General features: G+C 31.3%; 16 protein-coding genes and 1 riboswitch. Of the genes, 4 read left to right on the forward strand and 12 right to left on the reverse strand.

Annotated features, from left to right (window positions below; genetic code table 11):
• Positions 1 to 21 precede the first annotated feature (21 nt).
• From Ctaglu_RS21300 to Ctaglu_RS21325, 6 genes are all read right to left on the reverse strand, one after another.
• On the reverse strand, positions 22 to 1695 hold the full coding sequence (locus Ctaglu_RS21300; RefSeq protein ID WP_125005540.1) for an ABC transporter substrate-binding protein: 1674 nt from the start codon (positions 1693 to 1695) through the stop codon (positions 22 to 24).
• A 247-nt stretch (positions 1696 to 1942) separates the two neighbouring features.
• On the reverse strand, positions 1943 to 2839 hold the full coding sequence (locus Ctaglu_RS21305) for an ATP-binding cassette domain-containing protein (protein ID WP_125005542.1): 897 nt from the start codon (positions 2837 to 2839) through the stop codon (positions 1943 to 1945).
• Positions 2829 to 3857 carry an ABC transporter ATP-binding protein gene (locus Ctaglu_RS21310; protein WP_125005544.1) on the reverse strand — a complete coding sequence of 343 codons (1029 nt, stop codon included), beginning with the start codon at positions 3855 to 3857 and terminating at the stop codon, positions 2829 to 2831. Before Ctaglu_RS21310 ends, Ctaglu_RS21305 begins: the two co-directional genes overlap by 11 nt.
• A gap of 74 nt (positions 3858 to 3931) precedes the next feature.
• Positions 3932 to 5476, reverse strand: a complete 1545-nt coding sequence (locus Ctaglu_RS21315) for an ABC transporter substrate-binding protein (protein ID WP_125005546.1) — start codon at positions 5474 to 5476, stop codon at positions 3932 to 3934.
• Positions 5477 to 5547: 71 nt separating this feature from the next.
• Complete coding sequence (locus Ctaglu_RS21320) at positions 5548 to 6453, reverse strand: ABC transporter permease (RefSeq protein ID WP_125005548.1); 906 nt, start codon at positions 6451 to 6453, stop codon at positions 5548 to 5550.
• Positions 6444 to 7430, reverse strand: a complete 987-nt coding sequence (locus Ctaglu_RS21325; RefSeq protein WP_373861714.1) for an ABC transporter permease — start codon at positions 7428 to 7430, stop codon at positions 6444 to 6446. The genes Ctaglu_RS21320 and Ctaglu_RS21325 overlap by 10 nt, the downstream gene beginning before the upstream one ends.
• A gap of 479 nt (positions 7431 to 7909) precedes the next feature.
• Here Ctaglu_RS21325 and Ctaglu_RS21330 point away from each other — a divergent pair, with 479 nt between their 5' ends.
• Positions 7910 to 8977 (forward strand): NAD/NADP octopine/nopaline dehydrogenase family protein, encoded by a 1068-nt coding sequence (locus Ctaglu_RS21330; RefSeq protein ID WP_125005552.1) that lies wholly within the window; start codon positions 7910 to 7912, stop codon positions 8975 to 8977.
• Between the two features lie 305 nt (positions 8978 to 9282).
• On the opposite strand, the gene Ctaglu_RS21335 is transcribed toward Ctaglu_RS21330, so the two are convergent.
• The 4 genes from Ctaglu_RS21335 to Ctaglu_RS21350 form a co-directional block, all read right to left on the reverse strand.
• Positions 9283 to 9882 carry an AlbA family DNA-binding domain-containing protein gene (locus Ctaglu_RS21335; RefSeq protein WP_185732901.1) on the reverse strand — a complete coding sequence of 200 codons (600 nt, stop codon included), beginning with the start codon at positions 9880 to 9882 and terminating at the stop codon, positions 9283 to 9285.
• 63 nt (positions 9883 to 9945) lie between these two features.
• On the reverse strand, positions 9946 to 10599 hold the full coding sequence (locus tag Ctaglu_RS21340) for a pentapeptide repeat-containing protein (RefSeq protein ID WP_125005556.1): 654 nt from the start codon (positions 10597 to 10599) through the stop codon (positions 9946 to 9948).
• Positions 10600 to 10787: 188 nt separating this feature from the next.
• Positions 10788 to 11894, reverse strand: a complete 1107-nt coding sequence (locus tag Ctaglu_RS21345) for a VanZ family protein (protein ID WP_125005558.1) — start codon at positions 11892 to 11894, stop codon at positions 10788 to 10790.
• Positions 11895 to 11921: 27 nt separating this feature from the next.
• Complete coding sequence (locus Ctaglu_RS21350) at positions 11922 to 14009, reverse strand: methyl-accepting chemotaxis protein (RefSeq protein ID WP_125005560.1); 2088 nt, start codon at positions 14007 to 14009, stop codon at positions 11922 to 11924.
• Between the two features lie 492 nt (positions 14010 to 14501).
• Between Ctaglu_RS21350 and Ctaglu_RS21355 the strand changes: the two genes are divergently transcribed.
• Both Ctaglu_RS21355 and Ctaglu_RS21360 read left to right on the forward strand, forming a co-directional pair.
• Positions 14502 to 16229, forward strand: coding sequence for an ABC transporter permease (locus Ctaglu_RS21355; RefSeq protein WP_125005562.1), 1728 nt, complete (start codon positions 14502 to 14504; stop codon positions 16227 to 16229).
• Between the two features lie 38 nt (positions 16230 to 16267).
• A complete protein-coding gene (locus Ctaglu_RS21360) occupies positions 16268 to 17560 on the forward strand; it encodes an ABC transporter ATP-binding protein (RefSeq protein WP_125005564.1) in 1293 nt (430 codons plus the stop codon).
• 35 nt (positions 17561 to 17595) lie between these two features.
• Positions 17596 to 17697, reverse strand: a riboswitch (purine riboswitch).
• 19 nt (positions 17698 to 17716) lie between these two features.
• Here the strand turns inward: Ctaglu_RS21360 and preA are convergent.
• Together preA and Ctaglu_RS21370 are read right to left on the reverse strand one after the other, a co-directional pair.
• Positions 17717 to 18955: an NAD-dependent dihydropyrimidine dehydrogenase subunit PreA gene (gene preA / locus Ctaglu_RS21365; protein WP_125005566.1), complete on the reverse strand. Its 1239-nt coding sequence runs from the start codon at positions 18953 to 18955 to the stop codon at positions 17717 to 17719.
• Between the two features lie 3 nt (positions 18956 to 18958).
• On the reverse strand, positions 18959 to 20266 hold the full coding sequence (locus tag Ctaglu_RS21370; RefSeq protein WP_125005568.1) for an FAD-dependent oxidoreductase: 1308 nt from the start codon (positions 20264 to 20266) through the stop codon (positions 18959 to 18961).
• 268 nt (positions 20267 to 20534) lie between these two features.
• Here Ctaglu_RS21370 and Ctaglu_RS21375 point away from each other — a divergent pair, with 268 nt between their 5' ends.
• Entirely contained in the window at positions 20535 to 21137 is a 603-nt protein-coding gene (locus Ctaglu_RS21375; RefSeq protein ID WP_125005570.1) for a hypothetical protein, read from the forward strand.
• Positions 21138 to 21244 lie beyond the last annotated feature (107 nt).

The following is a 21244-nucleotide window of genomic DNA, read 5'->3' on the forward strand; positions in this document are numbered from 1 at the left end:
ATCTATTTTTTTTAACAAATATTATTTTATTTTTTTATTATCTACATACCAATCTTTAGCATATATATAATATGCCGGTTGAGCGTTCTTAAAGTTCTTAATCTTAGTATCTACAACCATTAAGCTGCTCCAATGATAAACATATATAACTGGTAATTCATTGTTTAATTCTAAAGCTACCTGATTAAGTATAGGTTTTCTCTCATCCTTTGTCATAAGTTTAGAAGCTTTTAATAAAAGCTCATCAACTTTTTTATTATTAAATCCTGTATAATTATATCCATTTGGAGGAGTTAAAGTCGAAAGATAACTTGGTGATAAATCTCCATCATAGAAATTACCGTTTCCCATTAAAAACGCATCAAAGTTTGCACTTTTAACATCAGTAGTCATAGCTGCAAATTCCATAGGTTTAAGCTCTATTTCTATACCAATATCCTTGAAATTTTGTTGCACTATTAATGCATACTTAGTTTTTGCGTCATCACCTGATTTATATCTTAAAGTAAACTTAAACGGTTTTCCGTTATAATACATTTTCTTTTCTGCTTCCTTGTATTGCCATCCACTTTCTTTTAAAAGCTCCATAGCTTTTTTAGGATTATATTTATATTCATTTAATCCCTCTGGATGAGCCCAGAAGTTTGATGGGAATGGATTATTTGCAATTTCTCCATGACCATTTAAAACATCTTTTACAATTGACTCACGGTTCATAGCATAAGAAAATGCTTGTCTTACTTTTTTATTACTAAATTGAGGTTTTCTTAAATTTAATCCCATATATTGATATGCATTATTTACTATTTCTTCTACTTTAAAGCCTTGGTTCTTATAAGCTTCTTGTTCTTCTTTTGTGATGTCTCCTACGCCCATTATATCAACTTCTTTATTAGCAAGCTGTGCATCAGCCGTATCTGAACTAACTAATTTTAGTATATATTTATCTATATTAGGCTTTCCACCCCAATAATCATTATTAGCAACAAGTTCAACCCCTTGGTCTGGAGTGAATTTTCCTAATTTAAATGAACCTGTTCCTATTGGATTTCTTATTAAATTAGTATCCTTTTGTACAGTTTCTACATTACTTTTATCCCAAACATGTTTTGGAATTATTGTCATCATATAACCAAAGTTCATTAAAGATGAGCCGTATACATTTTTAGTAGTTATTGATACAGTATTACCATCTATCTTCTTAACCCCTTCAAGGTCCTTAGATTTACCTGCCTTAAACTCATCATAACCTTTTATGTTATTAGCAAACATTGTATAAGGTCCATTATATTTAGGATTAGAAACGAAATCAAAAGTAAACTTTACATCATCAGCAGTAAAAGGTTTACCGTCATGCCATTTTACCCCTTTTCTTATTTTAAAAGTTACAGTTTTTTTATCATCTGAAACCTTATAGGATTCAGCAAGTCTTGGTTTTAATTCCATTTTCTCATCTAAACCTAGCAACCCTTCATAAATCATCAAATTGACCTTTGCATCATCATTAAAAGTAAAAAAGGCTGGCATAAATATACCTTCTGGAGCTGATGTAATAGCTTCCTTAACAACCCCTCCTTTTTTAATCTCCTGTTTTTCACTTTTTTTTACATTTGCTTGATTTTTGTTACCGCAACCAGTAAATACTAGAGAAATTACCGTTACAGCAGCTAAAATCTTACATAGTTTTCTTCTCATGGAAAATCCCCCTCGAATTTAATGTAATTTTTGGAATTATTTTGGCCCATTCCGCGTTTTATTATATAGCCTTGGTAATATATTGTAAAGTTTTTCCGCATTTTGTTTTTCAATACAATTTATGTATCTTATAGTTTTTTTCAATACATGCATATAACAAACACAAGCCACAAGCAAACTAATACCCATTTATAGCTAATAAATAGTACTAAGGTAACTGTGACTTGTTAAAAAATTAAAATTATAATTATTGCAGCACAAAATGCCCTTCTGATACTTCTACCAACTGACTTGCTTTTTCCAAAAGATCATCATTAATTGGATTATACTTGATACGAGTTCTCTTTTGCGCGCACTCTAGGCCTGGAACAAGTATTGCTGAAAACAATGCTTTGGTATAAGGATGAATGGGATTTCGATATAATTCCTTAGTTTCAGCCAGTTCAACAATTTTCCCATGATACATAACACCTACTCGGTTGCATACATATTTCACCATTGCTAGGTCATGTGAAATAAATAAACATGTCAGGCCGTTTTCTCTTTGAAGTTTTTTGAATAAATTGATAATCTGCGCTTGAATCGAAACATCTAAAGATGCAATGGGCTCATCCGCAATTATGAATTCGGGATCTACGCTAAGCGCCCGTGCAATTCCTACACGTTGCCTCTGTCCACCTGAACATTCAAAGGGATAGTAATCCTGATAAATTTTATCTAGTCCCACTAAATTCATAAGCTTATAAACTTTCTCCCTGCGCTCTTCTTTATTCTTATACAATTTTTGAATTATAAGAGGCTCCTCAATAATTTCTTTTATTGTCATTCTTGAATTTAGAGCCGAAGTTGAGTCTTGAAATATGATTTGCATATTTCTATTTATAAATTTTTTTTCAGCTCTATAAATTTTACGATCTGATATAAGCTTTCCCCCATAATAAATTTCTCCCCCTGTTGGCTTATAGATATTAATAATGCTTCTACCCGTTGTTGACTTACCTGAACCTGATTCACCCACTAGTCCCAATATTTCTCCTTTGTAAATATCGAAAGATATATCATCAACTGCCTTACTTACAGTATTTCTATCTAATTTAAAATATTGTTTTAGATTTTTCACTTCTAATATTTTTTCAGTCTTCATTTTGCATCACCCTAAATTCTTTAAATCTAATGGGTGGCTTTATTTTTGGAGCATCTTTATGCAGCAGCCAAGTTGCAGCACTATGGGTATCGCTGATTTTAAACATAGGTGGCTCAGCTAGGTAATCTATCTTCAATGCATATTTATTTCTCTGTGCAAAGGCATCACCTTTGGGAGGATTCAATAAACTCGGTGGCATTCCTGGTATACAATTTAAATTTTCTGCGTCAGAATCCATATTAGGTAAAGAACAGATTAATCCTAAGGTATAAGGATGCCGTGGATCATAAAAAATATCTTTGCTAGTACCTATTTCAACGATTTTCCCAGCATACATAATTGCAATCCTTTGGGCTAATTTGGCAACAACTCCTAAATCATGTGTGATAAATATGATTGATATCCCAGTTTTTATTTGTAATTCTTGAATAAGTTCTATTATTTGTGCTTGAGTAGTTACGTCTAAAGCAGTGGTTGGTTCATCAGCAATTAATACTTTTGGTTTGCAGGCCAGTGCAATTGCAATAACACTTCTCTGTATCATTCCTCCAGAGAGCTGATAGGGATACTGATGGAATCTTTTTTCTGCATGGTCAATCTTAGCAAGCTCCATAAGCTCTATACTTTTCTTTTTTGCCTCACTTTTGCTAATCTTTTGATGAATCAAGACCGCTTCCATAATCTGTTTGCCAATAGACATAGTAGGATTTAAAGAAGTCATAGGATCTTGAAGGATCATAGATATCTCACTGCCTCTAACCTTATCCATAGATTTGCCTTCTAAATTTATTAAGTTCTCTCCATTAAGAATAACTTCTCCACTTTTTATACAGGCATTCTCTGGAAGTACCCGTAAAATGCTTTTACATAATACTGATTTTCCGCAGCCTGATTCTCCAAGTATGGCTAAAACTTCTCCTTTTTTAAGAGAAAAAGAAACATCTCTAACCGCTTGCACCTCACCTGCTTTAGTTAAAAAGCTTACAACTAAATTATTTACTTCTAACAAATCCTTCATATTCGCTCCTATTCTTTAGAAACCACAAAGGAGCCATAGGCACCATTGTGGTTTCACTCTGTTTTCTAAATTTTCTACTCAATTGTCCAATCTGAAATATTCCAAAATATACCCACACCATGATGTCCCAAAACTGTTTCTGTGGTGATTCCTTTTATATTAGGCTTTGCACCATATAATGCATCTATATAAGCTATAAATGTATATGGCATATCCTTGGTTAATTCAATTTGGAATTCCTTATAATATTTTAATCTTTCAGCCTTCACATCAGTTTCTCTTGCTTTGCGTAATAACTCATCAACTTTAGTATTTGAATAGCTACTGTAGTTATTACCTTTACCCGTTACAAACACTTTATAAGTGTGATCATCCGGGTCAAAAGGACTCCCCCATCCAATAAGATGCGCGTCTTGATTTTCCCAATCGATTTTTGACAGTACCGCCACCTTCATATTTACACCAATCGCCTTAAACTGTTGAGAACAGATATTCGCCATATCTACTCTGACCTGATCTCCTTCTTGGCAGTTGATAGTAAATGACAATTTTTTATCCTTTTTTATATATATACCGTCCGGGCCAAGCTTCCAACCCGCTTTTTCCAACTCTTTTTTTGCTTTTTCCGGGTTATAGTCAAATTTCTCCATGTTAAGATCATTATATTCTCCAACCTGAATTGGTGAGTAGGCTACTTTTCCATGACCTAATAAAACGCTGTCCAAAACAGCTTTTCGATCAATAGCATAACTTAAAGCATTAGGTAATTCTCTATTTTCTTTAAATAGAGGACTATTAAAATTATACAAAATTCCTCTATAATCAGATGTTTTCATATCATAGATAGTAATGCCCTTATTATTTTCAAATTGCGCTGCATCCTGGGGTGTAATCTGTGCTAAATCCAATTCTCCGGATTTTAATTGCAGTGCTCTTGCTTTGGTATCCTGCACAATTTTAAAAATCACTTTATCAATTTGTGGTTCTTTTTTGTAGAAATCTTTATTTTTTACAAGTGTAATACTTTGTCCTTTATCCCAGCTCTCCATTTTAAATGGGCCAGTTCCCGTTGGTGATTGATTGAATTTATCTGTTGCAATATCTTTTCCTTCTAGTAGGTGCTTAGGTAAAATACCAATTGTCAAATAATCCAGCATAGCTACATTGGGTGCTTTTAAAGTTATTTTTAAGGTAGTCTTGTCCACTACTTCAATCTTTGTAATATCTTCATAGTTAGATGCTATTTCCGAAGAATTTTTAGGATTCATAATGGTTTCCAGGGTAAACTTCACATCTTCCGCCGTAAAAATTTTACCATCATGCCATTTAACATCATTTCTTAACATAAAAGTATATGTATTGGTAGCTTTATCAATGGTCCAGCTTTTTGCAAGTCCTGGAATAACCTTATTGTTTTTGTCATGTGCAGTAAGTCCACTGAAAATCAAGGAATTAATTTCTCCATGTTCATATAATGCTGGATTAATACTTGAATAATCCCCACTTCCATAAACTAAAACCTTTTCATTAGATGCTGTTTTATCCCCACCACAGCCAACCAATAAAACTATACTCATTACCAGTGTAAATCCCAAAATAATCATTTTTTTTAATTTCATCATTATCCCCCTAAATGTTTGTTATTTAAATTTGCATTGTATATTGAAAGTAATATCGACACTTTATGTCTTTATAAGTTGCTAAATTCTTTATTGTTTTTCTTCCTTACATAATCCCCTATATTTGTGATGCAAACCAATGTAACCACCAAAAATATACCTGGAATCAAGATAATCCACCAATAATTTGATAATAATGCTTTCTCTGAAAGTGAGAGCATGCTACCCCATGATATAATTTCAAGCGGAAGACCGATTCCTAAAAAGCTCAAAGTTAATTCTATTGCAATGGCGCTTCCAACATTGGTTACCACCATAAACATTATTGCTGAAATGAAATTTGGTATCAGATGCCTCTTTAAAATATAAAAAAATTTACCACCTGCACACTTTGCTGCTAAAATATATCCACTATTTCTAGTTTTCCTTACCTCACTTCGTACAATCTTAGAAATATTCATCCAACTAGTAACACCAATTACAATTGCTATGGATACTGGATTTGCCTTACCTATCATTGCTTGAATGAAAATCACGATTAAAATAGATGGTATAATGAGTAGTATTTCAGTAAATCGCATCATCATATCATCTATAAGTTCTGACGCAACCCCACTTATGCTTCCATATACAACTGCCATTGTAGTTGATATTATTGTAGCAAATACCCCGATAAATAAAGAGATTTTACCACCATACCAAATCATAGTAAAAATGTCTCTTCCCAAGGAATCTGTACCGAAATAAAAGGTGCTGCTGGGAGCCACATTAATATTGCTTAAGTCCATATAACCCGGATTTAATTTTAATATTTCCCCTGAAAAGGTACATCCAAGGATTATTATGAGCAAGACTCCTATTGAGATATAGGGTTTTTCTTTCAGGGTTTTTTTAAAGCTTTTTTTTTGCGCTACTTTTATCGCCTCTGAAATATAATTTTCTCCAACTATTTCAAAGTCGCTACCTTCTACTTCCAATCTTGCTCCCCCTCATCATGTTTCATTCTAGGATCTATTTTATCGTTAATTACTTGTGATATCATATTTACGAAAACCACTAGTATCCCCGTTATAAGGCAAAGCAACATCAACATATTATAATCGTGATATTTCGCACTCTCAAAAGACAATGAGCCAAGTCCAGGATAAGAAAAAACTTTTTCTACCACATAAGTTTCTCCTAAAATATGAGGAACGGATATTGCCATAACACTAATATAGGAGGGCATAATGTTTTTCAAACAATGTTTATATACAATTTTCTTTTTACTCAAACCTTTAATTTTGCATAATAACACGTAATCTTGTCTGATTTCTTCTACTAATTCATTTCGAATCATGTAGGTATAATACCACAGGTGGCTAAGTATAAGCACAATTAAAGGCAAGACAAGATGCTCTATTCTACTTACAACGCTACCTGACTTACCCATGGCATAGGCACCACTTGAAGGTAATATCCTTAAATTAATACTAAAAATCAATATTAGTATTAGCGATAACCAAAATGCTGGAATACAAGTAGTTATAACCCCTACTTTACAGATAATTTTATCAATGAGCTTATCTTCATGTACTGTGCAAAAAATCCCTAACAGCAGAGCAAACAAAAATGTGAATATATATCCAAGCCCACCCAGTATAATTGTATTTTTATAAACATCTCCAATTACTTTGGTAACGTCCTGTTTATATTTATAAGATATACCGTACTGTCCATGGGATGCATTTGAAAACCAGCTAATATATTGTTTATATATAGGTTCATTTAGCCCCAGCTTTTCCATTGCCTCCAATTTTTCTGTAGTATTCATCCTTTCAGCACCTTCCCCATAATAAGATATTAGAGGATCACCAGGTGACAATCTTGCCATATAAAAGACAATTATAGACAACAGAAATATAACAAAAATAAACTGCATTACTTTTTTCACCATGTAAATTACATCATTCACTAGATCCTATCCTTTCCTTAAGGTACATGAAAAACATAAAAACCACGAAAATTCAGATGCTTTTTCAAAATAAAAAAAAGCAGAACCTTCGTGGTTTAACTTAAATAGTTATTAAATTATTTTTCAAAAAAAATTAGTCTTATTCCTAAATTCTTACACAATATTGACGTTGCTCTTACATATGCATTTTAAACTATATTTCTATTTTTGTCAAATAAACTCATTTTAATTATCATATTGTTCCTCCCTATAAAATAACCATAATTAATATAATTAAGATCCTCATCTGTTAGAACTATTACATTGAACAGAAGGTAATTGTGACTTGTTAAAAAAAATATATATAGGGAATCTAAGAACTAAATCTAAATAAGGTATATAATAGATAATATACTAGTCTTTATGTGAAGTTCACATTACAGGAATACAAAAGATGTGTAAGGTTTCAAACATAACAATTAACAGGAGGGAAAATACAAATGAAAATCACAATAGCAGGCGCTGGAAATGCTGGTAGTACAATAGCAGCGGATCTATCATTAAAAGGTCATGAGGTTACAATCTTAAAGACTTCTAAAAAACTTCATAATGAACATTATGAGGCTATGGTTGACAATGGTTATAAAATAGAATTTATTAGAAAGGGTAAAAGTAAAGAAGCAAAGATAAGTTTAATAACCACCGACTATGAGTCAGCACTAAAAAATTCGCAACTTATAATATTATATGTACAAACTAATTATCAAGAAGATGTTATTAAAAAAATGGCACCCTATTTAGATAACCAAGTTATATTAATTGAACCAGGATATTTAGCAACAATGTATTTCTTAAAACATTGCAAGAATAAAAATTTAACTATAGTAGAAGCAGAAAGTTCTCCAATGGATTGTAGAATAACTAAGGCAGGTCAGGTAACAGTATTATTTGAAAATGTACGAAATCCAATAGGGATATATCCAGAATCAAAAGCTCATGAAACTTTTGAAATGTTAAAAGCTTTAGAATATAATTTTGTAAAATCAAAATCCGTTATTGAGGCTGCTTTAAACAATCCTAATTTAATAGTTCATACTATTGGCGCATTTATGAGTATACCAAGAATAGAATATGCTAATGGAGAATACTGGATGTATAAAGAGGTATTTACAAAATCAGTATGGAATATTGTATGCGCTTTAGATAGAGAAAAAATCCAAATACTAAACAAATTAAAATGCAAAGGAAATACATATGTCGAAGAATGTAAATTCAGAAATTCCTTAGATACTAGTCTAGATGCTACTGAAGTGTTTTTTGATTACGCTAATAATCATTCCTGCAAAGGACCATTTGTTTCTAATTCTAGATACATAACAGAAGATGTACCTGAGGGATTAGTACTAATGGAATCTATTGGTAAACATTTAGAAATACTCACCCCAATATGCTCCTCCCTAATAAATATGTCTTCTGCTGCACTTAACAGAGATTTTAGAAAAGAAGGTAGGACATTAGAAAAATTGGGATTAGAAAACTTTAAATCGTTAATTGAAAATATTCTTTAAATGTGAACTGAGGGAATCCTATAGCAATAAAAACTTAAAATACCCTTTTGCCTAGGCTTGCTTTTAGCAGTCATAAGGCACATCATCAAAATTTAGGGTAAGCAGCTTACTAACGCTGCAAGTTAGAGCGACTGTGGTAGTTTTTTTATCTTAAGTTCAATTTCATCAATCCCTCTGGCTCTAATAAATATAATAAGAACATCATCTTTATTTGTACCCCTTATGCATACTACCCTATGATATAATTTCAAGCGGAAGACCAATTCCTAAAAATCTCAAAGTTGATATTATTGTAGCAAATACCCCTACAAATGAATAATCATTGATAAGATAATTCCAATTATTCCACAAGCTATCCATTCAAAAATTTTTCTACTTAGTTTATTTTGCCTTCTGTATCTTTGTATAGTATCTTCTAATGTAATTGTAAGCTGTGAAATTTGCTGAGCCATTTCTCCAACGGTATCTTTAACTTCATCATTAATAACTGCACTTAATTGTTTACTCTTTATCTCTTCTGTTACCATAATTTCTTCAGAATTATTAACTCTTTTAAATACTCCTAAACTAGAGGAAATTATTTTTTCGGTTTTTTCTATATAAATAATAGCCAATACTTTTTTGTTTATTTCAATAAATTCTATTGAAACAATAGGACAGGGTATCAATTTTTCTTTAGATTTATTAAAGGTTTCCATTACATCTTCTTTTTTACATCCAAAGATTCTACCTTTATTATTTACCCCCAAAATCAATCTGCCGCCTGATGCATTTGCAAAAGATGAAATAATCTTACCTAATAAACTGGGTCCCCCAGTATTATGCCTAAATTCTACTCTATCATTATCCCCTTTACTAATAAGATTAACAATTTCCTCTTTTAAATTTTCATCATTATTTGACAAACTCACACCCCCTTTTTACATTACTACTTTCAGTATATATGATGTTTTTTTATAAAGTTCATTTTATTTAATAATGAGACCTAGTATGCTCGATAGAGAAACTGCTTGCATAGCGGTAACTTTTACACCTTTAACATCAGCAATATTTACTCCTATACCTTCAATATCGCAACTTGTAAAATCTATTCCTTTAAGACTTGTAAAGTTCATTTGAGCCTGAAGCAGATTAGACTCTTTAAATTCTACTTTTACAAATTTTGAATTTTGGAAATCAGAAGATCGTAATTGACATTGAAGAAATGCAACTTGCTTACAATTAGAATAACTAAAGAAAGCAAATTCACCGTTACAATTTTCAAAAATAACGTCTCTAAATGTGGCTTCATTTAAATTAATACCAATAATTTTGCAATTTACAAATTCTACTCTATGTAATGAAGCCTCATTAAAATCTACATTTGATAAATCGCAATTTTCAAATCTCACATCCACTAGTTCTATACGTCTAAAAGTTATTTTACTAAAAATAACTTTCTTAAATATTACTTGTTTAAAATTAACCCTGTCTGCTTCATGGTTTTCTAGATTGCAATCACTAATTATTCCATAAGAAAATATAGACTCATCCACTATATTTTCTTTAGATAACTCTATAATATCTAGATCGCTATCAAATTTAGGTCTTAAAACTTTTGTTTTTATTTTATTATTTTCCATGTATACTTGCCCCCATTTTAATTTAAAAAATACTCTAAATATTGTATTTTTTTCTGAATTAATCTTCATAATGAATATTTTCAAAATATAGTTTAATTATTTTATTAATCTATTATACCTCATAAATAGTCCTTTGAGTATCACCTACTAACTAATATATCTTTATCCTGTTTCTTCATCATTAATAACTATTTAGGTATTATTACGACTTTAGTCCTACTCATTTTTTCATAAAATAATTCCTTATCCTTACTGAAAACATGAAGCAAAAGATGTATAAAAACGACTAAATTAAAAACAAATAACATAATCAATAATACTATTGATACCGGAACATAATATGTACTATCATATCTATTTGCATTAAAAGTTTCTGATAAAATATAGTTAAAACCAAATACTCCATAATACAAAATTCCATACCTTTTGACTAATTCTAAAAAAGTTATTTTTCGTTTTTCACCCTGGATTTTAATTTTAACAAGCCAACTACCAAAAGTTTTTCCATTTGTGAAATAAACCAATACAATAAAATATAAAAATACAATTACTGCCTCTACTATGATGTTTCTATTTATTGGTAATATACTAACTGCAATCCCAATGACAAACCAATCTATTTGAAATGCTATAAACCTTCTAATATATCCTACTGGCATAGACTCTAGCTTAATATTTTCATCTAACTTATCAACTTCGGGTAAAAAATAAGTAAATACAGGAGCTATTATATATCCTATAAATCCTCCAAAGGTATTTAGCATTAAGTCATCTATATCAAAAAGTCTATAGGCTGCATTATATATACCATATACACCCGTTAATTGAGTTAGTTCAAAAAACAAAGAGTATAAAAAACATATTATTACTGTTTGCTTTAGACTTCTTTTAAAATAGTATCTTAAGTAGATTCCAAGTGGTGCAATCAATATTGCATTAAAAGCCACCTGTAAGAATGTCCTTTCTTTTAAAATTCTAATATAAGAAGAAGGGGAATTAAATACAACATGTGTTTCTTTTAAGAAATCATGTACAAATGTAAAAGGCCTTAAATTATAATGCCTAGTTCCTATAGCCTGTAGACTTTTCACATCATGTGTATTGGGAAGTGGCAGTATAACCAAGTAATAGGAAACCATTAAGAACAATAAAAATGAATATAAAACAAATGCCCTAAATTTGTTTATATATCTGTATTTTTTATACTGGTGCACTAAAAATGGTACCGTAAGAATAAAGGCCAAAACAGGGAATGTTATAAGTGCTACCTTAATAGGAAACATATATGAATTCATAATATCACCTCTCTATATTTTTGGGTTTTATACAGTAAATTTACCTACTATTTTATCTAATACAACCGCTAATTCTTTTAATTCCTCTACGCTTTCTGATATATTTTTAATTGCAGCTTCTTGCTCTTCCATGGTTGCTGCCACTTCCTCGGTGGACGCTGCAGATTCCTCCGTTATTGCAGATATTCCTTGAATAGCGTCGACTATATCATCTTTTCCACTATCTACTGTATTCATACTAGCTGCAATGCACTGTATTTTAGATTTAATATTATATATTCCTTCTCCTATAGCTTCAAAGGCTTCTGTGGATGTTATCATTACAACATTTGCTTGTTTAACAGTATTTTTAGCTTCATCCATATTGTTTTTTCCTAAGCTTATTTCTCCTTGAATTTGCTTTACTATATCATCTATTTCACGTGTAGATGTGGCTGTTTTTTCTGCTAGCTTTCTAATCTCCTCTGCTACCACCGCAAAGCCCTTCCCACTCTCACCCGCTCTTGCTGCTTCAATTGCAGCATTTAAAGCTAATAAATTTGTCTGACTTGCGATAGATTGAATGGTACTTATAATTTCTCCTATTAAGCTTGATTTATTTGATAGCTCATCAATATTACCAGCAACTTTTTCAGTAGCTTGCAGATTTACTCCGAGTTTTACATTGAGTTCCTTTATTGCTTTACTACCCTTCTCTTGCATTTTCTCCATTTCTATTGAATATTCCTTAAGACTATTACTACTTACCACAACTTCTTCTATCTCACCTGCAAGTATACTCAATTTACATGAGCCATCTTGTGCCTCTTTTGCTTGTTCAACAGCTCCTTTAGCTAATTCTTCAACAGTCTGCGCCACAACAGTAATAGAAGCTGATGTTTCATCACTATTTAAAGAGATAGTATTCGAATATTGCAATACCTCTGCAGAATCCTTCTTTAATTCTTCAACAACCTTTATTAATTCTTCCCTTAGTTCTATTAAACTATTTCCCATAACACCTATTTCATCTTTGCTTAAGAGCATCTGATTAATATTCTTATCATTATAAGTTAAGTCTAGCTTAGCTAATTTCCCTATAAATTTTGTTGCAACTTCTATGGGTCTAGATATTCTTCTACCAATAACTAATGCAATAATTATTGAACCTATAATTCCTAGGCCTATAATTAAAATAATAACATATATTGAATTGTTTAAATTCTTGAATACTTCTGAGCTAGGCACTTTCACCCCCATAATTTGACCATTATTCAAAGTATAATAACTCATCATCTGCTTATGTCCTTCAAAGTTTATTTCTAGCGCTATAGATTTTTTGTTTTTCAATTCTTCAGTTATAAATTTATATTTTCCATTTTCTAAGGTATCTAATTTATCAGTAGCTTTTTTGCTTACATCCACTACAAAACTATAATCCTTATCTATCAAAAATGCAGAACCAGTGTCATATACCTTTGTGCTTAAAATCATCTTTTTTAGACTTTCAAATGAAATATCAATACCTGCAACTCCAACTAATTGGTTATTTGCATATACAGGCATAGTATAAGATATCATATTTATTTTACTTTCTGAGTCTATATAAGGTTTTGACCACACTCCTTGCTTTGCTTTTATAGCATTATAATACCATGCTAATTTTTCATTGTTTTCTTTATAATCTTCTAGTGAATATGAATTGGCATTAACATTGCTATCTTTTTTTTGCTCATCATACTCATAAGCTACATCGTAAGCCTTACTGACCTTTGTAAATTTAGGATCGAAATTTATGTATAGTCCTACAAGACCTTTATTGCTATCCCCTATACTCTTCATTAGTGAACTTAACTCTTTTTCATATGTATTCATATAGCCAAGGTCTTTAACCTTAGAACCTTGTATTGTACCTAAAACTAGTCCAGCTAACTCCTTTACAGTGTTTTCCACCACCGTAGTTTGTATTGTGTATTCATTTCCTCTACTAGAAGCTATATTTAATAGTTTCTCTGTGGCTTCCTGCTTAATTATACTTGTAGATTTAACAATACTTGTAATTCCCACAATTGCCGATACCAAAATTGAGCAGCTCACTATGGCAATAATTATTTTACTACTGATCTTATTTTTCAAAAAAATCTCCTCCTTAGCATAATTGTAAATTATTATAAATATTCGCAGTATTCTTTCAATATATTTAAATAAAATACAATATTATATTACCTTATCGACTATTTTTGCGAATTGTTTAGGTATAAATTTTTTCTTTTTTATATTTAGACAATATTGTATATAAATGAATCCACGTACTTATTAAATTTCATATATTTTCTTCCTCTTTAATATATTTAATGAAATTTTGTACAAAAATAAACTGATATGCTCATGCTAACCTTTAATACCTTGCAAATCAAGCAGTATAGACATACAATGTAAGTGACACTTACATTGTATGTTGTGTTGAATTTGGAGAGTCCTTTTAGGGCTCTTTTATTTTTTATGAAAGGTGATGATGGTATGGATGAGTATGCCAGTTGGCATAATATATATAGAATAAAAAAAACACAAGGGAGTGTGATTTTAAAAGATTGAAATCTCATTCCCTAAAATAAGGGGGATTATACAATGAAATTAAAAAAAATAGATATAAGACGGAAATTTGGAATGATGGATATAGTAATTTTTATAAGTTTGGGTGCGTTACTGTTCCTGATTATTTCTCCTAGTATAGGAAAACAAGTGACCCCAAGTGGAATAGAAATTTCTACAAACATAGCAAACCTTCCTATGTATGCATTTCTATCTGTAAGAAGGATGATGATTGCATATATTCTTTCACTAATTTTTACTTTTGTATATGGATATATAGCTGCAAATAATAAAAAAGCAGAGAAATTTATGATACCTATATTAGATATTTTGCAATCCATACCTGTTTTATCTTTTTTGCCAGCGGTTGTATTGGGCTTAATGGCAATTTTTCCAAATGGCAATTTAGGTATTGAAATTTCTTGCATTATTTTAATTTTTACTGGTCAGGTGTGGAATATGACCTTTAGTTTTTATAATTCCACTAAAATTATTCCGAAAGATTTAAGAGAAGCTGCAGAAATTTTCCAATTAAATAAATGGTCACAGTTTAAAAAACTTGAACTTCCTTTTTCAGCCATTGGTTTAGTTTGGAATAGCATGATGTCTTGGTCAGGAGGCTGGTTTTTTCTAATGGCTTGCGAGATGTTTAGACTAAAAGGGAAAGATTTCAGATTACCTGGACTTGGTTCTTATTTGCAAACTGCTTCCAATGCAGGAGACAAAAAAGCTTTGTTTTGGGGGATTCTTACTTTGGTTTTAGTAATTGTACTGTTAGATCAGCTCATATGGAGACCTGTCATTGCATGGTCAGATAAATTCAAAGTGGAACTTACAGGCTCACAAGATGCACCACATTCTTTTATATTAACAATGATTAGACGTTCTGTAATTATAGAGACAGTAACCGAAAAGGCATTAACTCCCTTATTCGAAAAGGTAAATCAAAAAATAGATGGCTTTGTAAATAAAATAGAGAAAAATAAACGTAACAAAAACAACAGAAAAAATACAGTAGGTCAAATTATAAAATGGTCAATTCGGATGCTTTTTATAGGATTTTTTATATACTCAACTTATGGAGCTATAAAAATAGTTTCTGATATTTCGATAAGGGATCTTGCTAAAATACCCCCAGCTGTTACCTATTCCTTTTTAAGGGTTGCTGTGGCACAAATTATTGCACTAGCATGGACCGTTCCTTTAGGCGTGGCAGTTGGAATGAATAAAAAAATCGCAAGTATACTTCAGCCTATTATACAAGTAATAGCATCTATCCCTGCCACTGCACTATTCCCAGTTGTACTGGCATTTTTTATAAATATATTTGGAGGATTAAGTTTTGCATCTATTCTCCTCATGCTACTTGGCACCCAGTGGTACATTTTGTTCAATGTAATCGCGGGGGCAATGTCAATACCAGAAGATTTAAAAGAAGCTGCTAAAGTTTATGGTTTAAAAGGATGGAAAAAGTGGAAGATACTTATTTTACCTTCAATTTTTCCTTACCTTTTAACAGGAATGGTAACAGCTACTGGTGGCTGTTGGAATGCAAGTATTGTTTCAGAATATGTAAGTTTCGGAGGGCACACAGTAAGTACCATCGGCCTTGGGGCATTGATTTCAGAAGCAACAGAGACTGGAAATTTCCCACTACTTATAGTAAGTACACTTGTAATGTGTATTGTAGTTGTAGGCGTTAATAAAATCCTCTGGAAGAAACTTTACAGTTTATCAGAAGAAAGGTTTAAGATTGAACTATAAATATAACCACAAGGTTAAACATAAGTGAGGTGCTATATATGAAAAAAGAATTTATTAAAGTAACAGGACTTACAAAGTATTTTGGAGAAAATAAAGTTCCAACTATTGAGAATATAAACTTAACCATTAATCAAGGAGAATTTATTGCCATACTGGGTCCATCTGGATCCGGCAAGTCTACAATACTTAGGGCAATTACTGGATTAATCGAACCTTCTGAAGGCGAAATTATTTTTGATGGGAAAAAGGTAAGCGGAGTGAATCCATATGTTTCTATTGTTTTTCAGACTTTTGCTCTTTATCCATGGCTAACTGTATTAGAAAATGTAGAACTTGGACTTAAAGCCAAGGGCTTTCCCAAAGAGTATACAAGAAGAAAAGCAGAAGAACTAATAGACCTGATAGGCCTTGATGGTTTCGAAGAAGCCTACCCTAAAGAACTTTCAGGAGGTATGAGGCAAAGAGTAGGATTTGCAAGAGCACTAGCTGTAGAACCAAAACTACTTTGTATGGATGAACCTTTTTCAGCCTTAGACTTTCTTACAGCAGAAAATCTAAGAACAGAGTTAATAGATTTATGGACAGACAAAAGAATGCCTATAAAGAGTATTATTATGATTACTCACGCTATTGAAGACGCAGTGCTTATGGCAGATAGAATTGTAATTTTAAGTAAGCAGCCTGCAGGAATAGTTACAGAGATAAAAGTTGAACTGCCTCATCCGAGAAATCGTAAATCTCCTGAGTTTGAAAACATAGTAGATAATATTTATGGAGTTATTACTAAAGGTCAGTTTAATGAATTAGAAAAAGACAAAACAGAAATACCACTTAATGATGGTACTAAAAATATAGATAAGCCTGTGCTAATACCTAAAGCCCCTATAGGCGTATTGTCGGGTCTCTTAGAGATGATAGATGATAACAACGGAGAAATGGACATTTACCAGCTAGGCAGAGATTTAATGATGGAAATAAATGATTTACTTCCTAATATTGAAGGACTGGGATTGCTCGACTTTATTAAAATAAAGGAAGGAGATATTTTCATTACGGATGTAGGTCTTAAATTTGTAGAAGCAGACATTGACGAAAGTAAAACTATCTTCAAAGAACAATTAGAGGAAATTTCAACCTTTCGTTTGATTATGAATGTTTTGGGCAATAAAAAGAATCATACAATGAAAGAAGAATTTTTCAAAGAAATATTTATAGGTCATTTCCCTGAGGAGCAAATCGATGTTATCATGGATTCCATTATTGATTGGGGAAGATATGCAGAATTATTTAGTTATGACGGCGATTCAGAAGAATTATATATAGAAGATTAAATCAATTATCAAAAATCAATATCTTTAAATTTTTAATGTAGCATAAATTTATCTATAGCTAGAATATTTAAGGTATTCAAGTAGAAACTACTAAACCATATCTTTAGCATTATATAGATAAATTTTTACTACATTTTCATAGATTTATTTAAATTTTTATAAATCTATTTTTCTTTCTTTTTCTCCATCTTTAAATTTTATATCACCTTTAGTTATACAGTTATCTACTGGACATACTAAAGAACATAAGTGGCATCCTACACATTTTTCCCTGTCTAGTGAAGGTCTTCTATTTTCTTCATCCCATATAATTGCTTGATGACCTCCATCAAAGCAAGATACGTAACATCTTCCACAGCCTACACAATTTTCATGTTTAAAATTAGGATATACTATGTATCCACGATCTAATTCCTCTGCTGGGATTGTATTTCCAAGAGCTACTCCTACTAAATCTTCTAGTTTTTCAATTCCTTTTTCTTCCATATAATATGAAATTCCACTTATTAAATCTTCAACTATTCTATAACCATATTGCATAATTGCTGTAGTCACTTGAAGATTAGAAGACCCAAGCATTATAAATTCTAATGCATCCTCCCAAGTTTCTATACCACCAATACCGCTTATAGGAACATTTTTAAGTTTTGGTTCTTTTGAAAGCTGAGCTATAAATCTTAGTGCTATAGGTTTTACAGCTTTTCCTGAATATCCGGATATTGATGATTTTCCATTTACTATTGGCAATGCTACTTGCTTGTCAAAGTCTATTCCAGTTATACACTTTATTGTATTTATAGCTGAAATTGCTGTTGCTCCACCTTCAATAGCTGCTATTGCAGGCACTTCCATATTACCTATATTAGGAGTCATTTTTGCAATTATGGGAAGATGCGTTCCTCTTCTTACTGCTGCTGAATATGACTTAACAAGCTCAGGGTTTTGTCCAACGTCTGAACCCATAGCATGAGATGTCATCTGTGGACAGGAGAAGTTACATTCAATAATATCCGCTCCTATTTCTGTAACACGTTTTGCAAGCATAGTCCATTCCTGCTCATTACTTCCCATTATTGAAGCAATAAGAACCTTACTTGGGTAGTTTTCTTTTAACTTTTTCATCTGCTCAATGTTCCACTCAAGTGGGTGCTCTGCTATCTGTTCCATATTCTTAAATCCTGTAAAAGGCGTAGCTTCTTTTCTTTGAGCATCAAAACGTGGTGATACTTCATTTGGTATAAAAACTCCGATTGTTTTAAATACTATACCACCCCAACCGGCCTCTAATGCCTTTGCACACATTTCATAATTATTTCCAACTGGTGATGATGCCAGAAAAAACGGATTTTCACACTTTACTCCACAAAATTCTATTGAAAGATCTTTCTTTTTCATAACTTAAACCTCCTTAGGTGATGCTACCTGTCTATTTACTTGCCTAGACTCTCTTTTTGCAGTCAAATATCCTTCAATTTCTTCTGCAGCTAATTTACCGGATGCAACAGCTTGCACAACTGTCTTATCACCACAAACTATATCTCCTGCTGCAAATATATCTTCAATATTTGTTCTACAGTTTTTTGTAACAACTATTCCTTTTCCATCGACTTCTATATCTGCAATGATTTTTATATCTTCTGATTCTTGTCCTACTGCAAATATCACCATATCTGCTGTAAGTTCTAATAGGGATGAATCAAACATTCCTTCTGCCTTAAAAACAGAAACCAATCCATTCTCTCCTTTAATCTCTAATGGTTTGAACCCTGTAAATATTGGAATATTTAATGATTGTATATATTCTCTTTCAGCTACATCTGCTGGCATTTTTTCTATAGTTCTTCTATATACTATCTTCACATCTTCACATCCAAGCAATTTAGCCGTTGAAGCACAATCTAAAGCAACATCTCCACCACCTATAATAATCACATGATTACCTACCTTAACGTTACCTTCATTAATTTTTGCCTTTGAAAGGAAATCCACTCCATTTAAAACGCCTTTAAGTTCCGCCCCTTTAACGTCTATATCTTTTCCCTTTTGCATTCCACATGAAACTAGGAATGCTTCATAACCCTTTGCTCTAAGGTCTTCTAGCTTAATATCTTTTCCTATTTTACAATTTGTCTTAAACTCCACACCTAAATCTTTTACATAATTGATTTCTGTTTGTACAACTTCTTTTGGTAATCTTTGAGGTGGTATTCCATAATTTAACCATCCGCCTAATATACTTTTTTCTTCGAATACCGTTACTTTATATCCTTTTAATGCAAGTGCTGTGGCTGCTGCAATTCCACTTGGACCTGAACCTATAACTGCTATTTTTTCATTTATAGCTTCTACTTTATCTAAAACTTTCATATTTATACTTTTTTCATAATCAGTTACATATCTCTGCAAATCACCTATTCTTATTGGCTTGTCTATACCGCATCTACTACAAGCCCCTTCACAATATTGAGCTGTAGGACATACTCTAGCGCATATTCCACCTAAAATATTGTTTGTTCTAATGGTTTCGACAGCACCCTTTGTATTTTTAAAACGAAGTGAGCGAATAAATTTTGCTGGCTCTGTACCAGCAGGACATGCCTTGCTGCAAGGTGCATCATGGCATAAAAGACATCTTGCTGCCTCTTCCATTGCTAAAAGTGGTGTTAGCCCAATTTTTGTTTGTTCCAAGTATTTTTTATTTTCCATTTAAGTACTTATCCCCTTTCTAAACTATATATATTTACTAATTCGTCAATGCCATAACATGTTTGGCATTGTTTTAACAGTGAATGTATTTTTTTCTGCATGATTTTCATTGATATGCTTTATATCTTCATTATTTCCGCAACAAAATCTACACCTATTTAACAAATTATTTTATGAATTTAATCGTAATATGTGGAAATTTTATAATTATCTGTATATAATTACTATATGAATTATATACAAAAATAAAAACAAGGCGGTAATCACTATGGAATTAAGAAATATAAGCATATATAAATTTATTGATAAAATTAAAAATTGTGTATTTTATGATATACCTATAATCTATAGAGAAGACTTTGATAAGAAAATATTACAAGAAAATAATAACAGAACTCCTATTGTATGCCTAATTTTAATATTTGTAAACCTTATTCAGTTATTATTTCAAACTAGAAAAACCATTAATAATCAAAGCGTTATAGTAGCATATAGAAATTTAAATTATATTTGTTTATTAACTATACTATTTAGCGCCCTATATTTGCTTAGACTTTATACTAATTATTTCAATGATAAAAGTATAAAGTTTTCTCGGAGCATACTTGTTATATTTGTTTTTTTAAATATAATACTAGGTACTATTACTTCTATAAATGCTCAATTATATCAAGGAGAAATTACGGGATATATTGTCGCCATGTTTTGTTTTTCAATTCCAATAATCCTAAATCCTAAAGAATACATAATTATTCACTTTACTAATTTTATAATTCTAATCATAGGATTAAAAGCAATTAATTTATATCCATTTAAATTTTATGCCCAACTTAATAATGCTTTTGTGACAATGTTAAACGTCAAATTATAACTAATTGAAACGTCATTTTATTTCTATTATTAGTAGGTGATTTACGTCAGATTATCCCTATAAAATTACTTTATCAGTAAGAAAAAAGCATTTTATTAATATGATTT

It is taken from the genome of Clostridium tagluense (assembly GCF_003865095.1).
Classification (GTDB): domain Bacteria; phylum Bacillota; class Clostridia; order Clostridiales; family Clostridiaceae; genus Clostridium_AD; species Clostridium_AD tagluense.